The sequence below is a fragment of the Pseudomonas sp. NBRC 111119 genome (genome assembly GCF_001320125.1).
Taxonomy (GTDB): Bacteria; Pseudomonadota; Gammaproteobacteria; order Pseudomonadales; family Pseudomonadaceae; genus Aquipseudomonas; species Aquipseudomonas parafulva.
Map to the genome: position 1 here is coordinate 1 of NZ_BCAV01000021.1, position 21,773 is coordinate 21,773.

22 protein-coding genes and 1 riboswitch are annotated in these 21,773 nt (G+C 64.1%); of the genes, 2 read left to right on the forward strand and 20 right to left on the reverse strand.

The annotated features are described in order from the left end of the window. Nucleotides 1-33: 33 nt before the first annotated feature. The 14 genes from APH25_RS09335 to cobO form a co-directional block, all read right to left on the reverse strand. On the reverse strand, nucleotides 34-579 hold the full coding sequence (locus tag APH25_RS09335) for a glutathione peroxidase (RefSeq protein WP_060481715.1): 546 nt from the start codon (nucleotides 577-579) through the stop codon (nucleotides 34-36). A gap of 46 nt (nucleotides 580-625) precedes the next feature. Then, nucleotides 626-748 carry a hypothetical protein gene (locus APH25_RS25895; RefSeq protein ID WP_256217500.1) on the reverse strand — a complete coding sequence of 41 codons (123 nt, stop codon included), beginning with the start codon at nucleotides 746-748 and terminating at the stop codon, nucleotides 626-628. Continuing rightward, nucleotides 745-1,944 (reverse strand): MFS transporter, encoded by a 1,200-nt coding sequence (locus APH25_RS09340; RefSeq protein ID WP_060481716.1) that lies wholly within the window; start codon nucleotides 1,942-1,944, stop codon nucleotides 745-747. The genes APH25_RS25895 and APH25_RS09340 overlap by 4 nt, the downstream gene beginning before the upstream one ends. Nucleotides 1,945-2,057: 113 nt before the next feature. Further along, nucleotides 2,058-3,185 (reverse strand): glycoside hydrolase family 5 protein, encoded by a 1,128-nt coding sequence (locus APH25_RS09345; protein WP_256217501.1) that lies wholly within the window; start codon nucleotides 3,183-3,185, stop codon nucleotides 2,058-2,060. Between the two features lie 205 nt (nucleotides 3,186-3,390). Then, a complete protein-coding gene (locus APH25_RS09350) occupies nucleotides 3,391-4,113 on the reverse strand; it encodes an adenosylcobinamide-GDP ribazoletransferase (RefSeq protein ID WP_060481718.1) in 723 nt (240 codons plus the stop codon). A gap of 1 nt (nucleotide 4,114) precedes the next feature. Then, nucleotides 4,115-4,681 carry a histidine phosphatase family protein gene (locus APH25_RS09355; RefSeq protein WP_060481719.1) on the reverse strand — a complete coding sequence of 189 codons (567 nt, stop codon included), beginning with the start codon at nucleotides 4,679-4,681 and terminating at the stop codon, nucleotides 4,115-4,117. Next, complete coding sequence (cobT, locus tag APH25_RS09360; RefSeq protein ID WP_060481720.1) at nucleotides 4,678-5,733, reverse strand: nicotinate-nucleotide--dimethylbenzimidazole phosphoribosyltransferase; 1,056 nt, start codon at nucleotides 5,731-5,733, stop codon at nucleotides 4,678-4,680. Before cobT ends, APH25_RS09355 begins: the two co-directional genes overlap by 4 nt. Next, complete coding sequence (gene cobU / locus APH25_RS09365; protein ID WP_060481721.1) at nucleotides 5,730-6,251, reverse strand: bifunctional adenosylcobinamide kinase/adenosylcobinamide-phosphate guanylyltransferase; 522 nt, start codon at nucleotides 6,249-6,251, stop codon at nucleotides 5,730-5,732. The genes cobT and cobU overlap by 4 nt, the downstream gene beginning before the upstream one ends. Nucleotide 6,252: 1 nt before the next feature. Further along, the gene (locus APH25_RS09370; RefSeq protein ID WP_060481722.1) at nucleotides 6,253-7,707 is read right to left on the reverse strand and encodes a cobyric acid synthase; all 1,455 of its coding nucleotides are present in this window, start codon (nucleotides 7,705-7,707) and stop codon (nucleotides 6,253-6,255) included. Further along, the gene (gene cobD, locus APH25_RS09375) at nucleotides 7,704-8,696 is read right to left on the reverse strand and encodes a threonine-phosphate decarboxylase CobD (RefSeq protein WP_060481723.1); all 993 of its coding nucleotides are present in this window, start codon (nucleotides 8,694-8,696) and stop codon (nucleotides 7,704-7,706) included. The genes APH25_RS09370 and cobD overlap by 4 nt, the downstream gene beginning before the upstream one ends. Next, on the reverse strand, nucleotides 8,689-9,597 hold the full coding sequence (gene cbiB, locus APH25_RS09380; RefSeq protein WP_060481732.1) for an adenosylcobinamide-phosphate synthase CbiB: 909 nt from the start codon (nucleotides 9,595-9,597) through the stop codon (nucleotides 8,689-8,691). The genes cobD and cbiB overlap by 8 nt, the downstream gene beginning before the upstream one ends. Beyond that, on the reverse strand, nucleotides 9,594-10,244 hold the full coding sequence (gene bluB / locus APH25_RS09385) for a 5,6-dimethylbenzimidazole synthase (RefSeq protein ID WP_060481724.1): 651 nt from the start codon (nucleotides 10,242-10,244) through the stop codon (nucleotides 9,594-9,596). Before bluB ends, cbiB begins: the two co-directional genes overlap by 4 nt. Beyond that, entirely contained in the window at nucleotides 10,241-11,536 is a 1,296-nt protein-coding gene (locus APH25_RS09390; protein WP_060481725.1) for a cobyrinate a,c-diamide synthase, read from the reverse strand. The genes bluB and APH25_RS09390 overlap by 4 nt, the downstream gene beginning before the upstream one ends. Beyond that, nucleotides 11,533-12,144, reverse strand: a complete 612-nt coding sequence (cobO, locus tag APH25_RS09395; RefSeq protein ID WP_028635054.1) for a cob(I)yrinic acid a,c-diamide adenosyltransferase — start codon at nucleotides 12,142-12,144, stop codon at nucleotides 11,533-11,535. Before cobO ends, APH25_RS09390 begins: the two co-directional genes overlap by 4 nt. Nucleotides 12,145-12,261: 117 nt before the next feature. Further along, a riboswitch (cobalamin riboswitch) is annotated at nucleotides 12,262-12,470 on the reverse strand. Nucleotides 12,471-12,636: 166 nt separating this feature from the next. Here cobO and APH25_RS09400 point away from each other — a divergent pair. Then, nucleotides 12,637-13,215, forward strand: a complete 579-nt coding sequence (locus tag APH25_RS09400) for a hypothetical protein (protein WP_028635053.1) — start codon at nucleotides 12,637-12,639, stop codon at nucleotides 13,213-13,215. Nucleotides 13,216-13,236: 21 nt separating this feature from the next. Here APH25_RS09400 and APH25_RS09405 read toward each other — a convergent pair whose 3' ends face one another. Next, entirely contained in the window at nucleotides 13,237-15,780 is a 2,544-nt protein-coding gene (locus APH25_RS09405; RefSeq protein ID WP_060481726.1) for a dermonecrotic toxin domain-containing protein, read from the reverse strand. Between the two features lie 149 nt (nucleotides 15,781-15,929). Here APH25_RS09405 and APH25_RS09410 point away from each other — a divergent pair, with 149 nt between their 5' ends. Beyond that, entirely contained in the window at nucleotides 15,930-17,246 is a 1,317-nt protein-coding gene (locus APH25_RS09410; RefSeq protein ID WP_060481727.1) for a sorbosone dehydrogenase family protein, read from the forward strand. Nucleotides 17,247-17,252: 6 nt separating this feature from the next. On the opposite strand, the gene APH25_RS09415 is transcribed toward APH25_RS09410, so the two are convergent. The 5 genes from APH25_RS09415 to APH25_RS09435 all read right to left on the reverse strand — a co-directional run bounded on the left by APH25_RS09415 (nucleotide 17,253) and on the right by APH25_RS09435 (nucleotide 21,689). Continuing rightward, nucleotides 17,253-17,789, reverse strand: a complete 537-nt coding sequence (locus tag APH25_RS09415) for a C40 family peptidase (RefSeq protein WP_060481728.1) — start codon at nucleotides 17,787-17,789, stop codon at nucleotides 17,253-17,255. 140 nt (nucleotides 17,790-17,929) lie between these two features. After that, the gene (locus APH25_RS09420) at nucleotides 17,930-18,574 is read right to left on the reverse strand and encodes a C40 family peptidase (RefSeq protein ID WP_028635049.1); all 645 of its coding nucleotides are present in this window, start codon (nucleotides 18,572-18,574) and stop codon (nucleotides 17,930-17,932) included. A 128-nt stretch (nucleotides 18,575-18,702) separates the two neighbouring features. Beyond that, on the reverse strand, nucleotides 18,703-19,410 hold the full coding sequence (gene hda, locus APH25_RS09425) for a DnaA regulatory inactivator Hda (RefSeq protein ID WP_060481729.1): 708 nt from the start codon (nucleotides 19,408-19,410) through the stop codon (nucleotides 18,703-18,705). A 141-nt stretch (nucleotides 19,411-19,551) separates the two neighbouring features. Beyond that, nucleotides 19,552-20,625 carry an AI-2E family transporter gene (locus tag APH25_RS09430; protein ID WP_060481730.1) on the reverse strand — a complete coding sequence of 358 codons (1,074 nt, stop codon included), beginning with the start codon at nucleotides 20,623-20,625 and terminating at the stop codon, nucleotides 19,552-19,554. A gap of 11 nt (nucleotides 20,626-20,636) precedes the next feature. Next, nucleotides 20,637-21,689: a DUF2066 domain-containing protein gene (locus APH25_RS09435; protein WP_060481731.1), complete on the reverse strand. Its 1,053-nt coding sequence runs from the start codon at nucleotides 21,687-21,689 to the stop codon at nucleotides 20,637-20,639. Nucleotides 21,690-21,773: the final 84 nt, after the last annotated feature.

The following is a 21,773-nucleotide window of genomic DNA, read 5'->3' on the forward strand; positions in this document are numbered from 1 at the left end:
CCGATATATGCCCCCAAGTACAACCACTCAACCCTACCGCCCCAGAGCCCTCTCAATCGCCGCCCGAAACGCCGGATCATCCGGCTTCGTCAAACTGGAAAAACTCGCAATCACCTTTCCCTGCCGATCAATCACATACTTATAAAAATTCCACTTCGGCGCACTGCTCTGCCTCGCCAGTTCCACAAACAGGGGGATCGCATCCTTACCCCGTACCGCCTGCTCCTTGGTCATGGTAAAGGTCACCCCATAATTGGCATAACAGACCTTCGCCGTCTTCTCGCTGTCGGCATCCTCCTGCTTGAAGTCATTGGAGGGCACCCCCAACATCTCGAGCCCCTGACCGTGATACTCCTTGTACGTGGCCTCAAGCCCCTCGAACTGCGGCGCAAAACCGCAATAGCTGGCCGTGTTGATCACCACCAGCGGCTTACCGCCATAACGCTCGCACAAATCCACCTGCCCCTTGCCCCGCAGCTCTGGCAGCGCCCCCTGCAATACCGCCGGGCACTCGGCCGCCCACACCGGTAGCGCGGCGCACAACGCCAGCAACGGTACTGTCAACCACTGTGTCTTCACGTCAACTGACTCCTGTAGGCCAATGCCCGAACTTGCAGCGTAGCGCTTAACAAACGCCCATGCCCAATTGCATCAACGCCATGCCGCCCTGGTGCCACCCCCACCACACCAGGGCCAGCGCTCCCAGCGCCACAATTACCAGCCCCACCCGCGCCACAGACCGGTTCATGCTGCCGCCTGCAAACGCGCCACGGGCCGTTCACGCACAGGCCAGTTGAGGGCCGCCGCCATCAGGCTCAGCAGGATAGCGATCTGCCAGACCAGGTCGTAGCTGCCCGTTCGATCATAGACAACACCCCCCAACCAGCCGCCCAGAAACGCCCCCAACTGATGGAACAGGAACACAATGCCGCCCAACATCGACAGGTTGCGCACCCCGAACAACGTGGCCACCGTGCCATTGGTCAGCGGCACCGTGGACAACCACAACAGCCCCATGGCGATACCAAACAGATAGGCACTGAACGCACTCACCGGCGCCCAAAGAAACAGCACGATAACCACCGCCCGCAGCAGATACAGCCCAGTGAGCAAACGCGGCTTGGACATGCGCCCGCCGAGCCAGCCGGCAGTGAACGTACCGGCGATATTGAACAGGCCCACCAGCGCCAGCACGGTGGTGCCGGTGGTTGCCGGCAGGTGCTGGTCCACCAGGTAGGCCGGCAGGTGTACACCAATGAACACCACCTGGAACCCGCACACGAAGAACCCCAACGCCAGCAACCAGAAGCCCGAATGCCCGCACGCCTCGCGCAATGCGTCGCCCAGGGTCTGCTCACTGCCCAGCGCGGGCAGCGGGCGATCGCGCAGCAGGCCCACCAACGGCACGATAAACGCCACCAGCAGCCCCAACACCAGTAACGCGGCGGACCAGCCCAGCCACTGGATCAGGCCCAACGTGCCCGGCAACATGGCGAACTGGCCGAACGAGCCGGCAGCGCTGGCGATGCCCATGGCCATACTGCGCTTGTCCGCCGGCACGGCGCGCCCAACCACACCCAATATCACTGAGAACGATGTACCGGACAGGCCGATGCCGATCAGTAGCCCGGCACTGAGCGAAAGCGACCAGGCAGAGTCGGCCATGCCCATCAGCCCCAGCCCGGTGGCGTACAGCACCCCACCGATCATCACCACCCGACCCGCACCGAGGCGGTCAGCCAAAGCACCCGCGAACGGCTGGGCGAGCCCCCAGACCAGGTTCTGCAAGGCGATGGCGAACGCAAACACCCCTCGGCCCCAGCCAAAATCCGCACTCATCGGCGCCAGGAACAGGCCAAAGCCATGCCGCACGCCCAAAGACAGCGCAAGAATCAACGCCGCCCCCAACAATACCCACCCGCTGGTGCGCCACACCGAACTCATTATTGTTATCTCCAGCCCATCGCAAGGTGCTTGCGGGTAGATTCCCGCTCACTGGCATGCAGCATGAACGCGTGGGCCGGCTGGTATCAAGTGGCGCGTACGGGTGCATCGGGTTACGGCGCGCCCTCGGCCTGGCGCAGGCGCCTGGCGATAGGTTCGAACTGCGGGGTGGCCTTGCGAGGAAGCGTGTCGGGAGCACCCTGCTCGATCGCCTGCCAGTACCGCCACGGCACTTTCGCAGCGCCCAGTTCGTAGTCCATGCCATCCCAGCTGTCTTCGCGGAAACTGTAGAACGCCCAATGCAGCCGGGCACCGTCGAGCACCCCAAGAACGTCCTCAAGGTACTGCGGGCAGCCCGCCAGCCGGCGCATGCAGCCAAACTCGCCTACCACCAGGCGTGAACGCGGCAACTTCATGGCCTGCGCCCAGGCAATGGGCTGCTGCAGGTAGCGCTTCACCCGCTCGCTATCCCATTGCTGGGTGTGCCCGGCAAAGGGCGCCGCGCCGGGGTAGGCCAACGGTTGCTTGCGGGTCATATTGGGGGCACTGGTGACAAAATACGGCTCGTACATGTGGATGCTGTAGAGCACACGTGGGTCTGGCAAAGGTGCCGGCCAGTAGCCGAATGCATCGGCAGCGGCAAACCACCCCGCATCGACCATGATCGGCGTGGCTGGGTCTTCCTGACGGATAGCGGTTATCAGTTGCCGATACAGCCCGGGCAAGTCGCGCGCGCCACCCTGCTCTCGGGCATACCACCGGCGCATGCTCTCGGCGTCGGCGTGTTCGGCCAAGTCGCTCATTTTCTCGGGCGCAGGTTCGTTCACCAGGTTGTACGCAGCCACAGCCGGGTGGCCTTTCAGCTCCCGCGCCAGGTCTTTCCAGAAGCCCTCGGCCTGCAACCAATAGGCTTTGTCCTGCCACAGGCGGTCGTCGAACTGGCCCTTGTTGTTTTGCGACCAGCGCATGCCCGGCAATGAAAGGGGTGCGATCACTACCTTCAACCCCGCTTGGTGGGCACGGTCCAGAGCAGTACGCAATGTGGCCAGGTCGGCCGATGGCAGGCCTTGGTAGTGATCGGCGTTACCCAGCAGGAAATCCCGCTGCGCAGGCTGCCACTTGTCGTAGGACAACCGCACCCAGGTTGCGCCATACCCGCGCAATGCGTCGAAATACGCCTGATCCGGTGGCAGCCGGTTGAAGCTATTGCCGCCGTGGCGGGGCGTGTCCCAGAACGTGATCAGGTCTGCTGCCGTAGCAACGGGTACACAGAGCATCAGCAGAACGGTGAATAACCAATGGCGCATGGCAGGCTGCTCCAGCTTTCAGGAAGCAGCGAGCCTACTTGAATACGGGGTTAGCGTCTTTTCAAAACGATTGAATGATTTTTACGGAATATAAACGCAAGATTTTCTGTAGGAAGGCTCTGATATTCATGCAGGAAACTTAAAGACTCAAAGCCAGGCCAAGCACTACGGCCAACTCAAGCAGCTCCAGCATGGCACCGGCTGTATCACCCGTAGTGCCGCCCAGTCGCCGGCACATCAGACGCCGCAAGGCGACAGCCACACCCAGTGCCAGCACCACGACCCAACCCGCCATCAGCAGGCCGACAGCAGTACACACCAGCACGACCCCCATCGCAGCCCGCCGAGGCAGGTGCTGGGCAAGGGCCTGGCCCAGGCCGCCAGGGCGGACGTAGGGTGTAGAAAGAAACAGGCCAAGCATCGCGGCCCGGCCGATCACGGGTGCGAGCAGCAACACTGCACCAGCGCCTTGCTCCACCAGCACCCACAGGGCACAGAATTTAAGCAGCAACACCAGCATCAGGGTGACGATCGCCACCGGCCCGCTGCGGGGGTCCTTCATGATCTGCAAGGTGCGTTCGCGGTCGCCAAACCCGCCCAGCCAGGCATCGGCACTGTCCGCCAGGCCATCCAGGTGCAAGGCGCCACTCAGCACCACCCACAGGCTCAACAGCAACGCCGCATGCAGCGGTGCCGGCACCGCTTGCAGCAAGTGGCTGGCCAACCAGAGCACCAGGCCGAACAACAGGCCAACCAGCGGGTAAAACAGCAGCGAACGGCCCACCTCGCGAGGGGCTGGCATGCCCGGCAAGGTGACGGGCAAACTGCTCAGAAACTGCAACGCGATCCAGAACGGTAGCATGTCAGCAGCCCTCTATCAGTTGCCCTTGCGCGGTCACCCGCAGCTGCACAAGTGCGCCGTGGCCCACCTCCACCTGCAGCAGTTGTGCCCTTGGCAGGCCGCGGGCACGGGCCAGCAACAGGCGTATCACCCCACCATGGGTCACCAGCAGCACGCGTTTGCCGGCGTGCTGGCACGCCAGGCGCCCTACCGCCGTCAGCACGCGCCCGGCAAAGGCTTCAACCGGTTCGCCGTTGGGCGGTGTGTAGGCGTAGGGGTCTGCCCAGAAGCGCCCCAGCTCGTCGGCCTGCTGGTCCATGATCTGTGCAGCGGTGCGGCCCTCCCAGTCACCGAAGTGCAGCTCCTGCAGGGCAGGCTCGCGCTGCACGGGCAAGCCCAATTGCGCCCCCAGCTCATCGGCGAAGCGACCACAACGCTGCAACGGCGAACTCACCAGCACCTGCCAATGGCCGGCCTTTGCCACGGCCTCGCGCATCTGTGCCCAACCCTTTTCGGTCAGGGCATCGTCAATGCTGCCTCGCAGGCCACCCTGTTCGGTTTCACCGTGGCGCAGCAGGTCGAGAATCATGCCGGGCGGTCCGCCACGGCCGCCTCGGCAAAGGTCGCCATCTGCCCGTGCAGCGCACACGCCAGGCGCAGCAGTGGTACGGCCAGGGCAGCACCACTGCCCTCACCCAGCCGCAGGCCCAACGCCAGCAATGGCTCGGCTTGCAGCGCAGCCAGCACAGCCTGATGCCCGGGCTCGGCGCCCTGGTGCGCAAACAGCAACCAGGGACGGCACTGTGGGTTCAGCCGCACCGCCACCAGCGCAGCGACGCTACAGATGAAGCCGTCCACCAGTACCGCCACCCCGGCTTGCGCGCAGCCCAGATAAGCACCGGCCAGGGCGGCAATCTCGAAGCCGCCCACACAGGCCAGCGCCTGCAACGGGTCTGTGGCCTGCAACGCATGCAAGCTCAGGGCCCGCTCGATAACCTCGGCCTTGTGCCGCACGCCGGCATTGTCTAGGCCCGTACCGGGGCCGCTCAGGGCCGCTGCCGGGCAGTCCAGCAACACGCTGGCCAAGGCCGCTGCAGCCGTGGTGTTGCCGATGCCCATCTCGCCACCGATGAATAATTGCCCACCGGCCTGGGCGGCACGCTGTGCGCTGTCGCGGCCAGCCTGCAAGGCCGCCTGCAACTGGCCCGCCGTCATGGCAGGCTGGCGGGCCAAGTTGGCGGTACCGGCGCCGAGGCGCAAATGGCTCACCCCTGGCAGATCCAGATGCGGGTCGACCGTGCCCAGGTCGATCACCTCCAGGCTGGCCTGCAGTTGGCGGGCCAGCACACTGATTGCCGCGCCACCACCGACGAAATTGCGCAGCATCTGACCGGTGACGGCTTGTGGGTAGGCGGAGATGCCTTCCTCGACGACCCCATGGTCGCCAGCAAACAGGGTGATGAAAACGTTATCCACGGTCGGGCGCTCGCGCCCCTGCAGGCCGGCCAGCTGAACCGCCAGGCTCTCCAGCTGGCCAAGGGACCCCGCTGGCTTGGTCAACTGCTGCTGACGGGCACGGGCCTGGCCCGTGGCGTTTTCATCGACGGCTTGGCAGGGGTTCTGCCACCAGGTGGTGTTCATAGTGCAGGTCCTTTCAACATCAAGGGCAAGCCGGCCACGGTCAGGACCACGCGCTGACAGCGCTCGGCCACTGCCTGGTGCAGCCAGCCGGCCAGGTCGACGTAGCGTCGGGTCAGCTCGCCCATCGGCACGACGCCGAGGCCGGTTTCGTTACTGACCAGCACCAGGGTGCCAGGCAGGGTGGGCAGGCACTCCACCAGCGCATCGCGCTCCTGACCCAGGCGCTGATCGTCTTCGAGCATCAGCAGGTTGGTCAGCCACAAGGTCAGGCAGTCCACCAGCAGGCAGCGCCCCTCTGCCGCTTCGCTCCGTAGCACGCTAGCCAGGGCCAGGGGTTCCTCGATCAACCCCCATTCGGCGGGGCGCCGCTGACGGTGGAGTTGCACACGTTCGTTCATCTCGCCGTCCAAGGGTTGGCTGGTGGCGATGTAGGTCACCGGCAGGCCGCTGTCGGCAGCCAGTTGTTCGGCGAGGCGGCTTTTGCCGGAGCGGGCACCGCCCAGGATCAGGTTGTGCATTTCAGGCTACCCCACACAGTTGCAGCAGGCGGCGGGTGTCCAGGTGCCGCTCAACCAGGTCGGCCAGGCGCTCGATGTCGCGTTCGCGCAACGCCTGGTAATCGATTACCTGCACTTCATCCAGGCCTGCCCAGCGCAGCAACGCCGCGCAGGAGGCGCTGCCCTCGAACAAGCCATGCAGGTAAGTGGCAAGCACCTGCCCGTCGGCACTGATGGCGCCGTCGCTGCGGCCATCGGCCAACTGCACCGCAGGGTGGCCCAGTGCCGGGCCGGTCGTGACCCCGGCGTGGATCTCGTAACCAGTGACAGGCGCAGTTTCAAGCGCCAGGGTGCCCGCCACGTTGCGCAGTTGCTTCTCGGCCTCCAGTACCGTGGCGTAGTCGAACAGCCCCAGGCCCGCGCTGGAACCGGCGGCGCCTTCCAGGCCGGCGGGGTCGTGGACGTCACGGCCGAGCATCTGCAGCCCGCCACAAATGCCGATCAACTTGCCGCCGTAGCGCAGATGCCGCTCGATGGCCTTGTCCCAGCCGCGTTCGCGCAGCTGGGCCAGGTCACTGCGTACACTCTTGGAGCCCGGCAGGATAATCAGGTCGGCAGGTGGTATAGGCTGGCCTGGGCCCACAAACTGCAGGTCCACCTGCGGGTGCAGGCGCAGCGGGTCGAAGTCGGTGTGGTTGCTGATACGCGGCAGGACCGGCACGATCACCTTCAGTACCTGTGCATCCTTCTCGCCCTGGCGTGCATCAATGCCATCCTCGGCCTCCAGGTGCAGGTCGGTGACGTAGGGCAGCACGCCCAGCACCGGCTTGCCGGTCCGTTGCTCCAGCCAGTCGAGCCCTGGTTGCAGCAGGGCGATATCGCCCCTGAAACGGTTGATGACAAACCCTTTGACCCGCGCCTGCTCGCTGGGCGACAGCAGCTCCAGCGTGCCGACAAGGTGGGCGAAGACCCCTCCGCGGTTGATGTCGGCCACCAAAATGACGGGGCAATCCACTGCCTCGGCAAAGCCCATGTTGGCGATATCGCCGGCACGCAAGTTGATTTCCGCCGGGGACCCTGCCCCTTCTACCATCACCACTGGCCAGGCCTCGCTAAGGCGCCGGTGGGAGGCCAGCACCGCTTGCATGGCAATGGCCTTGTAGTCGTGGTACGCGACCGCATTCATGCTGGTAACGGCGCGGCCATGGATGATCACCTGGGCGCCAGTGTCGCTGTTGGGTTTGAGCAGCACCGGGTTCATGTCAGTGTGGGGCTCAAGGCGGCAGGCCTGGGCCTGGACGGCCTGGGCGCGGCCAATTTCACCACCATCGGCGGTCACGGCACTGTTCAGCGCCATGTTCTGCGGCTTGAATGGCACCACCCCAACACCCTGGCGCAACAGCCAGCGGCACAGGGCGGTCACCAGGGTGCTTTTACCGGCGTCGGACGTAGTGCCTTGCACCATGAGGGTGGTCATGGGGTGTCCTTCTTGTAGGTAGCCAGTGCCTGGGCCAGGCGCAGTTCGTCCGCCTCGCAGGCAGGCAGGCCAAAGCGCAGCGCCGAGGGCTGTTCAAACAGGCGAACCAGAATGCCGCTGCGGGCAAGATGGTCGTGCAGGTGTGCAGCATGCTGGCAACGTACATACTGAAACAGGTCGCAGCCGCCGCTGACGGCAAGCCCGCCACGCGCCAATAATTGTGCAAGGCGCAGGCTGTAAGCCGCGCAGCGCTCGCGTTGCAGATGCTGGGTGGCCTGATCGGCCAGGCTGGCCTGGGCCAAGACCCGGGTCGGGCCGTTGATGGTCCAGGGCCCGAGCAGGTCGGCCAGACGCGACAGCAGGCTGCCCTCAGCCGCCACGAAGCCCAGGCGAACCCCCGCCAGCCCAAAGAATTTGCCGAACGAGCGCAAGACGATCAGCCCAGGGCGCTCAGCACAATCCACCACGCTGCACGCGGGGGTGTTGTCCATGAAGGCTTCGTCCACCAGCAACCAGCCCCCACGCGCTGCCAGGCGCTGGTGCCAGGCCAGCACCGTTTCACGTGGCAGGCTGCGGCCGGTCGGGTTGTTCGGGTTCACCAGCACCAGCACATCCAGGTGATCGAGTGATGCCTTGACCTGGGTTTCATCCAGCGCCGTCAACTGATGCCCGGCACGCTGCCAGGCATGGGCGTGTTCGGCATAACAGGGGCTGAGCACCCCGACGTTGCCGGGCGGGCGCAGCAGCGGCAGCGCCTGAATGGCAGCCTGGGACCCGGCAACCGGCAGCAACTGAGCGGCGCCATAGTAACGGCAGGCGGCCTGCTCCAGGCCGTCATGGGTTTCAGGCAGGCGGGCCCAGGCTTGCACAGGAATAGACGGGATGGGAAAGGGCCAAGGCGCGATGCCACTGGACAGGTCCAGCCAGTGCTCGCGTGCAATGCCGTACTGGCGCACTGCGCGCAGCAGGCGGCCACCGTGTTCAAGCATTCAGGTACGCCCCCAGGCAGATCACCAACAGCCATAACCAGACCCCGCGCTGCACCAACTGCCAGCCACGCTCGATGGCGTCCTCGCTGGCTGCCGGCCCTTCGCCCAGGCGCGGGCGCTCGTGCAACTGGCCGTGGTACACCGCAGGCCCGCCAAGTTCCACCCCCAGCGCACCCGCGCCAGCGGCCATCACCGGCCCGGCGTTGGGGCTGTCCCACAAGGGGCCCTGCCGGCGCCAGCAGGCCAGTGCCAGCCGGGTTTTGCCAAGCACCGCATAGGTCAATGCCACCAGCCGGGCCGGCACGTAATTGAGCAGGTCGTCAATGCGCGCGGCGCACCAGCCAAAACGCTCGAAGCGCTCGTTGCGGTAGCCCCACATGGCATCAAGGGTATTGCTCAGACGGTACAGCACCACCCCCGGCGCACCGGCTACCGCGAACCAGAACAACGCGGCGAACACGGCATCGCTGCCGTTTTCCAGCACCGACTCGGTAGCCGCCCGGGCAACCGCAGGTTCATCCAGCTCACGGGTTTCGCGGCTGACCAGGTAACCCACACGCCGCCGCGCCTCTTCCAGATCGCCCTGGCGCAAGGCGGCAGCAACGGGCAGTACATGTTCGCCCAAACTGCGCAGGCCCAACGCGCAGTACAACGCGAGCACGTCCACCAGCCAGCCTATGCCCGGCAGCCAGGACAGTATCAGTGCAATCAAGGTCAAGGGCACCACGGCCAGGAACCAGGCACTCACGCCATGGCTGCGCCAGCCACGGCCGCCCGCGTTCAAACGGCGCTCAAGGTTGGCCGCCATGTTGCCAAACGCAACCAACGGGTGACGCCGCTGGGGCTCACCGAACAGGGCATCCAAAGCCACGCCGGCGACAGTTAGCAAGGCTACGCTCATGGGCGTGCCCCCCAACGGTTTTCGTACAGCATCTCACTCAGCGGCTGCTCCTGGGCCCAGCCCTCCACCACCAGCATGGGCGCCGGGTAGAACGCGGTAACAGGGCCCAGGCAGAGCACCGCCACAGGTTTGGCCCCGGCGGGCATGCCCAACAGTGCGGCCAGGGCCTGCGGATCGAACAACGACACCCAGCCCATACCCAGCCCTTCGGCACGTGCGGCCAGCCACAGGTTCTGGATGGCGCAGGCCAGCGAGGCAAGGTCCATCTCAGGCAGCGTGCGGCGGCCGAACAGGTGCGGTTCGCGGTTGTCCATCAGGGCGGCCACCAGCAGCTCTGCGCAATCGTTTATGCCTTCGACCTTGAGTTTCATGAAGTCGTCGGAGCGCTCGCCCAACGCCTGAGCAGTCAGCACACGCTCCTGCTCGACCAGCGCCTGGATGCGCCCGCGTAACTCACGCTGGGTAATGCGAATAAAGCGCCAGGGCTGCATGAGGCCGACACTGGGTGCCTGATGGGCCGCCGCCAGCAGCCGCGCCAGTAATTCTGGCGCCACCTCGCCCCCGGCAAAATGGCGCATGTCGCGGCGCTCGCCGATTGCCCGGTATACCGCAGCGCGCTCGGGCTCACTGAAAACGTGCTCGGTCATGGTCGCAACAGCGCCGCCGCTGCCTCAGGGTTGGAGGGGAAATAAAAATGCACATAGGAAGCCGTCAACCGCCCCAGGCGATACACCGCCTCGTTACCCCGCCCACCATTGGGGCTCAGGCCACGTGCAACGGGCTCCAGCGTGGTGCTGGTCAGGGAATGGTGATAGGTATGGCCACGCAGGGTGCCCTCCGACAGTTCCACAGCCTGCAAGGCCAAGGCCGCCAGGCGTTTTTGCATGGTCGCCTCGCCAGGCAGCAGGCCCAGCAGCTCGGCACGCTCGCCAGCCACATCGGTGAGCGCTTCCAGCAAATACAGCATGCCGCCACACTCTGCCAACAGGGGCTTGCCCTGGGCGTGGTGCGCGCGAATGGCCTGGCACATCGGGGCGTTAGCGGCCAGGGCATGGTGATGCAATTCGGGGTAGCCACCAGGCAGGTACAGGCTGTCAACCGTCGGCAGCACCTGGTCATGCAGCGGCGAGAAGAACACCAGCTGCGCGCCCATGCGCCGCAGCAATTCAAGGTTGGCGCCGTAGGTGAAGGCAAAGGCCTCGTCGTGCGCCACGCCTACCCGCACACCTTCCAGCAAGGCAGAGGGTTGCAACGGCTGTGCCTGGGCGAAGATGACCGCCGGCGGCAGGGTGGCATCGCAGCTGTCACCCAGCGCCTGCGCGGCGGCGTCCAGCCGGGTATCGAGGTCGTTCAGTTCACTGGCCTGGACCAGGCCGAGGTGGCGGCTGGGCAACTCGATGCCCCGCTCACGGGACAACCCGCCGTACCAGCGCAGCCCCTCGGTCAGGCTACCCTCAAGCAACTGGGCGTGACGCAGGCTGCCCACTCGATTGGCCAGCACCCCGGCAAACGGCAGGTCGGGCTGATAGCGGGCCAGCCCCAGGGCCAGTGCACCGAAGGTTTGGGCCATGGCCGTACCATCGATGACCGCCAACACCGGCACGCCGAAATGGCGTGCCAGGTCCGCGCTCGAGGGGGTGCCGTCGAACAGCCCCATCACCCCTTCGATCAGGATCAGGTCGGCCTCACCTGCGGCCTCCCACAGCAACCGGCGGCTTTCCTCGGCACCGATCATCCACAGGTCCAGCTGATACACCGGCGCACCGCTGGCCCGTTCGAGAATCATCGGGTCGAGAAAGTCGGGCCCGCATTTGAACACCCGTACCTTGCGGCCCAGGTTGCGGTGCAGCCGCGCCAGGGCCGCGGTCACCGTGGTCTTGCCCTGCCCTGAAGCCGGGGCTGCAATCAGTACCGCGGGGCATTGGCGGGGTGCGCTCACAGTTCCACGCCCTTCTGGGCACGGATGCCGGCCTGGAATGCGTGCTTGAGCATGCCCATTTCAGTCACCGTGTCCGCCAGCTCGACCATCTCTGGTTTGGCACCGCGACCGGTGACGATCACGTGCTGCATGGGTGGGCGGGCCTGGATGTCGGACAGCACCTGATCCAGGTCCAGATAGCCGTGCTTCAGGGCGATGTTCAATTCGTCGAGTACCACGAACTGCACAGATTCGTCCTGCAACAGTTGACGCGACACGGCCCATGCCGCCTCGGCCGCCGCGATGTCACGCTGGCGATCCTGGGTTTCCCACGTGAAACCCTCGCCCATCACGTGGTAACGCACCTGCTCGGGGAAGCGACGGAAGAACAGCTCTTCGCCCGTGCTGTTGCGGCCTTTGATGAATTGCACGACACCGCACTGCATGCCATGGCCCAGTGCACGCGCGAGCATGCCGAACGCCGAGCTGCTCTTGCCCTTGCCATTGCCGGTCAGTACCAGCAACAAGCCGCATTCGTTGGGGGAGTTGGCGATGCGTTCGTCGATGACCGCTTTCTTGCGCTGCATGCGCGCCAGGTGACGTTCGTCGCGTTCGGTGATTTCGCTCATGGGGGCTCCGCTGGCTGGCACCACGGCAAGCCATGGCGACAGGGAATAAGCAGGCAAAAGGAGCGCGCGCAGGAGCCATGGCTGAACGCCACGGTGCACCGCGCATCACCCTCCGTGATGCCGTTGGCAGTGTCAGGCCGGTCTCCGGGCTTGCGAGCGGGCACCGGCCCAAGCCTGCGCACCTTCCCGGGTACAGATACCCAGTGGCATTGCGCGGCCGTCACTCACTTACCGTTGCGGGGGCAGCGCCGGAATCGCGCCATGCTGGCACCCACCGGCTTCCCTGTTTCACCCCTTGGTGGGGCACCTGAAACACGCGCGAAGGTTAGAGGGTTGCGTCGGGAGCGTCAATCGACGCAGCCCCTAGGCGGGATAACAAAGCGACCCGGCTCGATGGCCATTCGGCAAAACTGTGCCACACTGAAAGCAAGTGATATCACATAGCCATTACGCAGGTCGTACGTCCCCATAATCACAACAGGAGTGCGCAGCATGCGAGGCCATCTGATCAACAACCCGCGCCTGGAATTTCTGGCGCCTGTGTTCGAACGCTGGGTGGAATGCATCGACCGCTACAACCGCTGCGCCGGCGACGCCGAGGCGCCTTACTGGCACGGCGCAACGGCCAATGCAGGGCTGCTGGCAGCGGCGGCCTGGCAAGCAGAACTGACCGCGCTGCAGCAGTTTTCAGGCAAGAAACAACGGGACGACGAGGACCGTGAGGCACGCTGCGACCTATGGATCAGCAGCCTCGACGAGGCGCTTTACCTGAGTGTGAGCCAGCGCTGGCCGAAAATGGCCGGCCTGGACATGGCGGCAGCCCTGCAACAGACTGCGGCCCTGGCTCACCAAGTGGCTTACCCCAGCCAGCTGAAAGCCGGCGCCCTGTTCATCAGCCCGTGCAAGGCAGGGCAACATGCCAGCCCCGAGGAACTCCAGGACCTGGTGGACGACCTGCAGAAGCATACTGCGTGCGCCATTGCCTGGTATTTCCCTTACGCCTACCGCAAGCTGCACGACGCACTGGGTAACTACTACCCAGGCGTTGCGCTGCTGCTCAGGCAAAGTTGAACAACGTACTGGGCTGGCCGGTCACGCAGGGAAAAACCGCTTTGCCAACGCCGGCGTACGCAGGCGCCTGCTGAATACGCCGGGGTCGAATACCTGGCCCGTGCGCAGGTCGTGAACCACGCCGGAAGCAGGCTTAACCGTACGGCCCAGGGTAACCAGAATAAAGTGGTAACCGGCCCCGTACACCTGCTCCACATTCTCCACCCGGAAGTACTGCCCAGGCAGAAACAACGTTTCTGCTTCATCCCAGTACAGCGAAAAAGCGCTGACCGGGGTGCCATCCTCATAACGCCCGGCAGGCAGCTGGTAAATCACGGAACTGTCATCGAACTCCCTGGCGTTACCACGCCCCTGCCCAGGCAATACACGTGAGGCGAACTCCGCTGCCTTATAGGGGTTTTCGGTAAAGGACGTCAGGTCCGTAGTCACCAGTGTGTCCCCCACCTTCAGCCGACCTGTGCGATAGGGTGCCGCACCGGTGTGACGCGCTGCGTTGCCACCGCGGTACAGCGTCACCGCGTTACTCTTGGGCAACCGCTCGAGCGAGTCAGCCAGGTTGGCGATATAGCTGTCTTCGTCCCCATACCGATAGCGGCCATGGCGGAACACATCATTCACTTGCGACTCGTCGCTGGTGTAGTACTCGATCAACGAATTGAAATACTCACGCTCGTGACGGTACGAATATTCAGGGGCGTTTCTGACCATCACGCAGTCCAGCCCATTGGCATCCACATCGGGCGCACGTCCCTCCGATAACGTAGGCAACATCCAGGATTCCAGAAGGGCTTTCTGACGCCTCAGCGCCTGGGTGCTAAGGGCCTTGCTCTGTGCAGAATCCAGGCCGGCGTAGGTGTCCCAGAAAGGGGAGTTTACGGTGGCGACGTTCTCTATAGCGGGGGGGTTGCCGCCTGCCAGGCGGGGCGGCACCAGTAGCTCCCATTCACCGCTGGCACTCAGGCGGACCGGGCGCAGGGGCCCGAATGCGTATGGGTTTTCGGCCGGCACGATCAGCCAGCATGACAGGTCGGTGCTGTAACGGACCCGGTACGACAAACCGTTCAGCTTGATCCAGCAGGAGCCATCCTCCTGCACCAGCACGCCCGCCAACCGACCTTCACGGCCCGTTTCACCCACCAGCAGGTTGTTGGTTTCCAAACCCTCCGCAGCCGTGGTCGCGGACGTCTGCACTTGCCAGTGCTCCAGTGAAATCGTGGCTTCATGCTGGGGTGCCTGATAGGCCAGCGAGTCGAAACTGGCCTGGAACATCACATCCACCAGGTTGAGCGCAGCCATGAGCGTATCGATCATGGCTGCGCGTAACGCCGCCTTGCGCCCGTCATCGTCTCGTGCATCCAGTGCAGCATCCACCTCCAGCGCCACCCGGCTGACGGTGACCCCGAGCATGACCCAGAGCACTGGCCGCCCGAGGGGCGCAAAGCCGCCAAACACCTTCAGGAATGCCCCAAGGTAGCCTCGCCAGAGCACCTTGCGCAGGTCCTGGTTGCTGATCATCAGGTTGGCATTGCTGTGCATCTCGGCACGGGACAAGTTGGCCATGTAGTCGAAGAAGTCGTTCTTCACCGGGCGCTTCAGGGGTTGCAACAGCGTCTGCGCAGCTTCGGCCGAGGCGCTCTGGGCCAAATTGTGCAACTGCCCATGGATACGCTTCACCCTGCCGTCATCATAGAGATGCGTAGCCCGCATGAACTGACCCAGCCACTGCGGGTCCTGCAGGCTCGTGCGCAACCAGCCAGCCATGGCGCGCTCGGACTCGAACGCCCACAAGGCCTGCTCGGCCCATGGCAGATACAGCATCGCCCGTCCGTTCTGCTCATGCAGGCTATAAAGGCAACCGCGGTCGTCATGATCGAATGCGTAGCGGTAAACCTTCAATGGGCGCTGGCTACTGTCATGCTCCAGCCGGGCCAGTGCAGGCAGCTCGTTTGCACTCAAGCGGTCAGTAACCAAGGCGCGCAACTGCGCCCACTGCGTGCTGTTTATCTTGCCGGCCTGCGCCGCATGCCGGGCTTGGGCCAACAGGTTGATCTTGGCCAGCACACGAAAATGCCGGCCATGCCGAACCCAGAATTCATCGACACGCTGACGGTAGAGGCTGGCGAAATCCAGCGCCCACAAATCAGCCAGCACGTCGCTGGGCAGCATCGGCACTTCATTGTGTTCGTCAAACCGCCCGGCATGAGGGCCCTGGCGATAGAAGCCGCCGTAAACGTTCAGTTCGTCGGAGGCCTCCTGAAAACCCGGGTCAAAGCGCTCGATCACCAGCTGCGGCAGCCGCAGCGACTTGCTGGGGCGCCCCGAATGCTGCCAGCCGGTGAACGTGCGCGGGCTGCTGGTAGCCGTGCCTTGAAACTGGTGCCACCAGACGAACCGGGGGTCAATAGCCTTGCCGGTACGGCGCAGCAGGATTTGCGTGGCCTGTTCCCTGGCCAACTCATAGGGGTCGGGGTAGTCCCGGATGATCTTGTCGACCAATCGTGCCAGCGGCATACCAGCACTTATCGCATCCAGGCCACGGTCGACTTTTTCCAGAAGGTTCTTCATGGGTACTCCTGCCTCGGGTTGTCAGGCCCCCATGCTGCCTAGCGAGGTGGTCAGCAGGCGGTAGCGGTGTAGCCCCTGGTCACAGCGACTGAACCCAGCAGACCCGGCTATTCTCTGAAGCACTACCTGCCGCACTGAGAGACGCCCCCATGAATCGCCCGCCCGTTCCACTGTTGCTCGTGCTGTGCGCCGGCTTGGCAGGCTGCGGCGAAACGGCCCGCCTGGCGGTAGCCGATGGCACGGGCCCTACCCCGCAGCTCCCGCCCCCCGCTGCAACTCTGTTCCCCACCGTCAACATCGCACCGGCCACCGGCTGGCCCAAGGGGGTGATGCCTCAGGCAGCACCAGGCTTGCACGTGACCCGCTTTGCTGCAGGGCTGGACCACCCCCGATGGCTCTATGTACTGCCTAATGGGGATGTCCTGGTGGCGGAAACCAATGCGCCCGCCAAGCCCGAGGACAGTCGCGGCATACGTGGTTGGGCCATGGGGTTGGCCATGAAACGTGCAGGCGCCGCAGTGCCCAGCCGCAACCGCATCACGCTGCTGCGCGACGCCGACCATGACGGTGTAGCTGAAACCCGCACGTCCTTTATCGAAGGGCTCAATTCACCCTTCGGCATGGCGTTGATCGGCAACGACTTTTACGTGGCTGATACGGACAAACTGCTGCGCTTTCACTACGAACCCGGTATGCAGCAGGTTACCGGTGCAGGCGAGGTGGTGACCGAACTGCCTGCTGGCCCCTTGAATCACCACTGGACAAAAAACGTGATCGCCAGCCCGGACGGCAAACGGCTGTACGTGACCGTGGGCTCGAACAGCAACGTGGGCGAAAACGGTCTGGAGAAGGAAGCTGAACGGGCCGCGATCTGGGAGGTAGACCCGGCCACCGGCAAGCATTGGATCTATGCCAGTGGCCTGCGCAACCCTAACGGGCTGGCGTGGCAGCCAGGCAGTGGCGCCCTGTGGACCGCTGTCAACGAGCGTGACGAAATCGGCAGTGACCTGGTACCGGACTACATCACGTCTGTGAAAAAAGGCGGGTTCTACGGTTGGCCATACAGTTACTACGGGCAACATGTGGACAACCGGGTGCAGCCGCAAGACTCTGCCAAGGTCAGCAAGGCAATAGCGCCCGACTACGCAGTGGGGCCCCATACCGCGTCCCTCGGGCTGGCCTTTGTCGACCAGGGTGTGTTGCCGCCGAGCTTTGGCCAAGGCGCCTTGATAGGGCAGCACGGCTCGTGGAACCGGCAGCCCTACAGTGGCTACAAAGTAATCTTCGTACCGTTCGACAGCGCCGGCACACCGGCCGGCCCACCCGTGGACCTATTGACCGGCTTCCTCGACCAGGCGGGTAATGCCATGGGCCGACCGGTCGGCGTCGTGCAGGACAGCCACGGTGGTGTACTGGTGGCTGACGATGTGGGCAACAGCATATGGCGGGTCAGCAAAGCCCCCTGAGCATGCTCAGGGGTTCTGCGCCAGGTGCCCCTGCTGGATCACCCGCTTGGCCTGCAAGTAAGCCCTGGCCCAGTAGCTGTTGGACAGGTAGTCCAGGCGCACGGTGCCACCGGTGGACGGGGCGTGCACGAAGCGCCCGTCGCCCACATAGATGCCCGCATGGCTGACCTGCGACCCACCCCCTGTGGCGAAGAACACCAGGTCCCCGGACTGCAGGGACTTGGCATCTACCGTTGGCGCTTGCATGACGATCATCTCCCGCGTGGAGCGCGGCAGGCTGATACCGGCGGCATCGCGGTAGACGTATTTGATGAGGCCGCTGCAGTCGAAGCCAGAGTCGGGGGTGTTGCCGCCCCAACGGTAGGGCGTACCCACCAGGCCAATCGCGCGGATGAGCACGTCATCGGCGACGGGCGAAGCGCTTGGCTGGCTGTACACGACCCGTGGCTGAACCACCACCGGGGCAGGTGCCGGTGGCCGGCTGGTACAAGCAGCCAGAAGGGCTGCCAGGGAAAGCAATGCGAAGCGCGCCATCGTTGTCATGGCCAAAACATCCTGTCTGAGGTCGCTGGGCCGCAGCCGAAAAGAGTTGAGAACTTAGATTAGACGTTTTCTGTAAATGCGCACGGCGGCGAGCTTTTTTTGAAAAGCAACGCCGCCGTGGCAGGGTATATCACATGCTATCAGTTGCGCGCGATACTGGTCGGCGCCATGGCCAAGGCACGCTTAGCTTCGATGAAGGTCTTGCTCCAGTAACGGTCACCGAGGCTGTCGATGCGTACGCCACCGCTGCGGCGGCTGCTGGAGTGGATGAACTGGTTATCACCCAGGTAGATACCGGCATGGCTGACGCGGCCCCGGCCGTTGGTGCTGAAGAACAGCAAGTCACCTGGCTTGAGCTTGTTGCGCGCAACCTTGGGTGCATCGACGTTGATCATTTCACGCGTTGAGCGTGGCAGGGTCATGCCCGCCTCTTCGCGGAACAGGTAGCCGATGAAACCACTGCAATCGAAGCCAGACTGTTCCGAGGTACCGCCAAAGCGGTAGCGGGTGCCGATCAACGACATGCCGCGCTCCAGAATACTGTCGGCCAGAACCGGCAGTTGGTAGGGCTTGCTGCTGGAGAAAGCCTCCAGGTCATCTTCAGTGGCCACTTCTTGCGGTTCGCCGAATACCGACGACGACGAGGCTTTGGCCTTGATCGCCGGCTGTACGGCGACCGGAGTGTGATCCTGGGGCTGCGAATAAGAAGCTGGGCCTTGGGCCGCGCAGCCAAAAAGCAGGGTCACGAGTGCGAGTGGCACGAGGGGTGCGAAGCGCTTGAGCATGGGCACAACCGTGTCTGTAATCCTTTAGTGGGGTGGAACTATGCCCTCTATGATGGCGATTTGCAAATTTTATCGAAAAAGATGTGACTTTTCTGTGAGGCCGCTCTAGCCCAGCGTTTTCAGGGGGGTTACCAGCCGAGGGTTTCTTTCAGAAACGGGATGGTGAGCTTGCGCTGAGCCTGCAGGGACGCCTGGTCCAAGCGCTCGAGCAGGTCGAACAGCGCGCTCATGCTGCGCGCGCCACGGGTGAGAATGAAGTGCCCGACTTCATCAGTGAGGTGCAGACCCCGGCGCGATGCCCGCAGTTGCAGGGCACGCAGCTTGTCTTCGTCGGACAGCCCACGCATCTGGAACACCAGGGCAAGGGTGAGGCGCGACTTGAGGTCGGGGAGCTTGATGGGCAATTCGCGGGGCGAGGCAGACGCGGCCAGCAGGAGGCGGCGGCCACTGTCCCGCAAGCGGTTGAACAGGTGGAACATTGCCTCTTCCCAGTCCGGCTTGCCGGCGATGACATGCAGGTCATCGATGCACACCAGTTCGTACTGGGCGAGGTAATCGAGCAGCCCGATGCCGCGCTCCAGCAGTTGCGCCAGGGGCAGATACACCGCTGGCTCGCCACGTTGCTGAAAGCGGTGAGTGGCGGCCTGCAGCAGATGGGAACGCCCAACGCCCTGCTTGCCCCACAGGTAGATGAGGCTCTCGGTCCAGCCGGCGTCCGCTTCGCAAAGACGCTCGACATACCCCAGCGCCGCAGCGTTGGCGCCCGGATAATAGTTGATGAAGGTGGCGTCATCGCGCAGGCGCACACCCAGGGGCAACTGGATCGGTGGTTTCATGCTCGCGGGCGGTCGGCGGGACCACAGGGGCCTTTAGTGAACAGTCGGCAAAGTCTATACCTGCAACGCAGGGTGCACAATCACACCCGGGCAGAGTGCAAGCAAAATCAAAGGCTTGCAGCCTGCCCCGGGTAAATGCGGCTACAACTCAGGGTCGACGTCTGCGTCGTACATGTCCGATTGCTTGTACAGGTCGTGCATATGCCGCAGCAGCACCATGATCACCGCTGCAACCGGCAACGCCAGCAACACGCCGGTAAAACCGAACAGTTCACCGCCAGCCAGGATCGCGAAAATCACTGCCACGGGGTGCAGGCCAATGCGATCCCCTACCAGCAATGGGGTCAGCACCATACCCTCCAGCGCCTGCCCCACCATGAACACCGCCACGATGCCGAGCATGGGATAAAGGTCGCCACCGAACTGGAACAACCCAGCCACCAGCGCTGCGCCAATACCGATAATGAAGCCCATGTACGGCACAATGGCCGCCAGCCCGGCCATCATGCCGATCAGCAGGCTCAACTCCAGGCCAACCAGCATCAGGCCGGCTGAATAGATGAAGCCCAGGGCGACCATCACCAGCAACTGCCCGCGTACAAACGCGCCCAGCACCTCATGGCACTCACCGGCCAGCTCGACGATTTTCGGCTCGTTCTGGCGCGGCAGCAGGCTGCGCAACTTGGCCATCATCACGTCCCAGTCGCGCAGCAGGTAAAAGCCCACCACCGGGATCAGCACCATGTTCGCCAGCCAGGCGATCAAGGCCAGGCTGGAGGCCGTTGCCTGGGACAGCACCACACCCACGATGTCGGTGGTCTGCCCCATGTGCGCGCCGATGGCCGCCTTGATCTTGTCGAACTTCCAGAAGCCATCTGCAAGCCCGAGGCGCCCCTGTACCCAGGGCAGTGCAACATGTTCAAGCCAGTCCAGCACCTGGGGCGCCAGCTCGTAGAGCCGAACCAGCTGCTTGGCCAACATCGGGATTAGCACGAGCAGCAAGGCCAGCATTACCAAAGTGACCAAGCCGAATACCACAACCACGCCCCAGGTGCGCGACATGCCCATGCGCTCCAGGCGATCGACCAGGGGGTCTGCCAGGTACGCCAGCAGGATGCCGACCAGAAACGGGGTGAGGATATTGTGCAGGCTATACAGCAGCACGATGAGCAGCAGTGCCAAGCCCAGCCAGATCCAGCGACGCATGTCAGTCATGATGAAGCCTCTTACCAGAGGAAACGCAAGCCATCGAAAGATTTGGGCACTGCTGGGTCAGGGGCGGGCTGCCCTGCCGAGGCTGGCGGTAGGGTGCTGGCAGGCGCGGGGTCGGCCGGCAGTTCCTGCAGCCGCGCAAGCCCCAGCTGGGCACGCAACTGCTCGCGGTTGGCCGTGACTGCATAGGTGAAGGTGGTACCTTCTGCCAATTGCAGGTGAGCACCATAGGGTTCAAGAATGCGGGCCAGTTCGGCGTAGCGTTGCAGGTTCATGCCTTCTACCTGCATCAGCAACTGGCTGCTGGCACCGGGGCGGGTGACGTAGCGCGGCGCAAGGCGGTTACTCACCGCCAGCATCACGGCATCAGCCAATGCCTCAGGGGACGCGCCCTCGGCAGTACCCTGCTCGTGCTGGTCCCCCAGCCACAGCTGCCATTTGCCCTGCCACTTGCCTTCCGCCTCCTGGGCGTGAACGGCCAGCAAGGCGTCGGCACCGTACCGCTCGGACGCTTCGCGCAGGGGGCCGGGTTTGCTGGCGTCGATCTGTTTGGCGTTGGTCACCAACTGCTCTTGGAGGTCGGCCAGCGGCAGGCGCAAGGGCAGGCCACGGTGCTGGGCTGCCTGGCGCAAGGGCTGGGCGCTGGGCTGGCCATCGCCGACCAGGTTGCTACCCTCGGCGCTGTCGTTCAGCCACCAGCCCAGGATGGACGGGCGGTTGCTGCCCCACAGTGCCAGGCCGGCCTTGCGCAGGGCACGCTCGGTACTGCCAGGGTCGAATTCGACCATCACCGATTCGGGCGGGCCTGCATCGCTGCCCACCTGATTGATGATTTGCTGTGGGTCCTTGCGCAACCCGGCAAGCCCGGGGCTCTGCACAGCCTTCGGGTCGCCGGTCAGGCGCAGTACCAAGGTATCGAAGGCTTGAGCGGTCGCCGCGTTACGGGCCTCGGCCCCCTGCCCTGCCACCTGCTCGCGCACCTGATAAAGGCCAGCGACGTTCTCAGCCTGGGCAACGCTTGCCATGAGCCCCAGACAACCCGCTACCAGAAAATTCAAGAAACGCATGAGGTATCCTTCTCGGACAGAGCGGCGACGGCAAGCTGCAAGCTGCAAGCTGCAAGCTGCAAGCAGGATGCGGTATGGGCCGGG

Coding starts and splice junctions, on each gene's coding strand:
- APH25_RS25895 (WP_256217500.1), bottom strand. CDS start 748: ATGAACCGGTCTGTGGCGCGGGTGGGGCTGGTAATTGTGGCGCTGGGA.
- APH25_RS09340 (WP_060481716.1), bottom strand. CDS start 1,944: ATGAGTTCGGTGTGGCGCACCAGCGGGTGGGTATTGTTGGGGGCGGCG.
- APH25_RS09350 (WP_060481718.1), bottom strand. CDS start 4,113: ATGCTACCGTTCTGGATCGCGTTGCAGTTTCTGAGCAGTTTGCCCGTC.
- APH25_RS09355 (WP_060481719.1), bottom strand. CDS start 4,681: ATGATTCTCGACCTGCTGCGCCACGGTGAAACCGAACAGGGTGGCCTG.
- cobT (WP_060481720.1), bottom strand. CDS start 5,733: ATGAACACCACCTGGTGGCAGAACCCCTGCCAAGCCGTCGATGAAAAC.
- cobU (WP_060481721.1), bottom strand. CDS start 6,251: ATGCACAACCTGATCCTGGGCGGTGCCCGCTCCGGCAAAAGCCGCCTC.
- APH25_RS09370 (WP_060481722.1), bottom strand. CDS start 7,707: ATGACCACCCTCATGGTGCAAGGCACTACGTCCGACGCCGGTAAAAGC.
- cobD (WP_060481723.1), bottom strand. CDS start 8,696: ATGCTTGAACACGGTGGCCGCCTGCTGCGCGCAGTGCGCCAGTACGGC.
- cbiB (WP_060481732.1), bottom strand. CDS start 9,597: ATGAGCGTAGCCTTGCTAACTGTCGCCGGCGTGGCTTTGGATGCCCTG.
- bluB (WP_060481724.1), bottom strand. CDS start 10,244: ATGACCGAGCACGTTTTCAGTGAGCCCGAGCGCGCTGCGGTATACCGG.
- cobO (WP_028635054.1), bottom strand. CDS start 12,144: ATGAGCGAAATCACCGAACGCGACGAACGTCACCTGGCGCGCATGCAG.
- APH25_RS09400 (WP_028635053.1), top strand. CDS start 12,637: ATGCGAGGCCATCTGATCAACAACCCGCGCCTGGAATTTCTGGCGCCT.
- APH25_RS09405 (WP_060481726.1), bottom strand. CDS start 15,780: ATGAAGAACCTTCTGGAAAAAGTCGACCGTGGCCTGGATGCGATAAGT.
- APH25_RS09410 (WP_060481727.1), top strand. CDS start 15,930: ATGAATCGCCCGCCCGTTCCACTGTTGCTCGTGCTGTGCGCCGGCTTG.
- APH25_RS09415 (WP_060481728.1), bottom strand. CDS start 17,789: ATGACAACGATGGCGCGCTTCGCATTGCTTTCCCTGGCAGCCCTTCTG.
- APH25_RS09420 (WP_028635049.1), bottom strand. CDS start 18,574: ATGCTCAAGCGCTTCGCACCCCTCGTGCCACTCGCACTCGTGACCCTG.
- hda (WP_060481729.1), bottom strand. CDS start 19,410: ATGAAACCACCGATCCAGTTGCCCCTGGGTGTGCGCCTGCGCGATGAC.
- APH25_RS09430 (WP_060481730.1), bottom strand. CDS start 20,625: ATGACTGACATGCGTCGCTGGATCTGGCTGGGCTTGGCACTGCTGCTC.
- APH25_RS09435 (WP_060481731.1), bottom strand. CDS start 21,689: ATGCGTTTCTTGAATTTTCTGGTAGCGGGTTGTCTGGGGCTCATGGCA.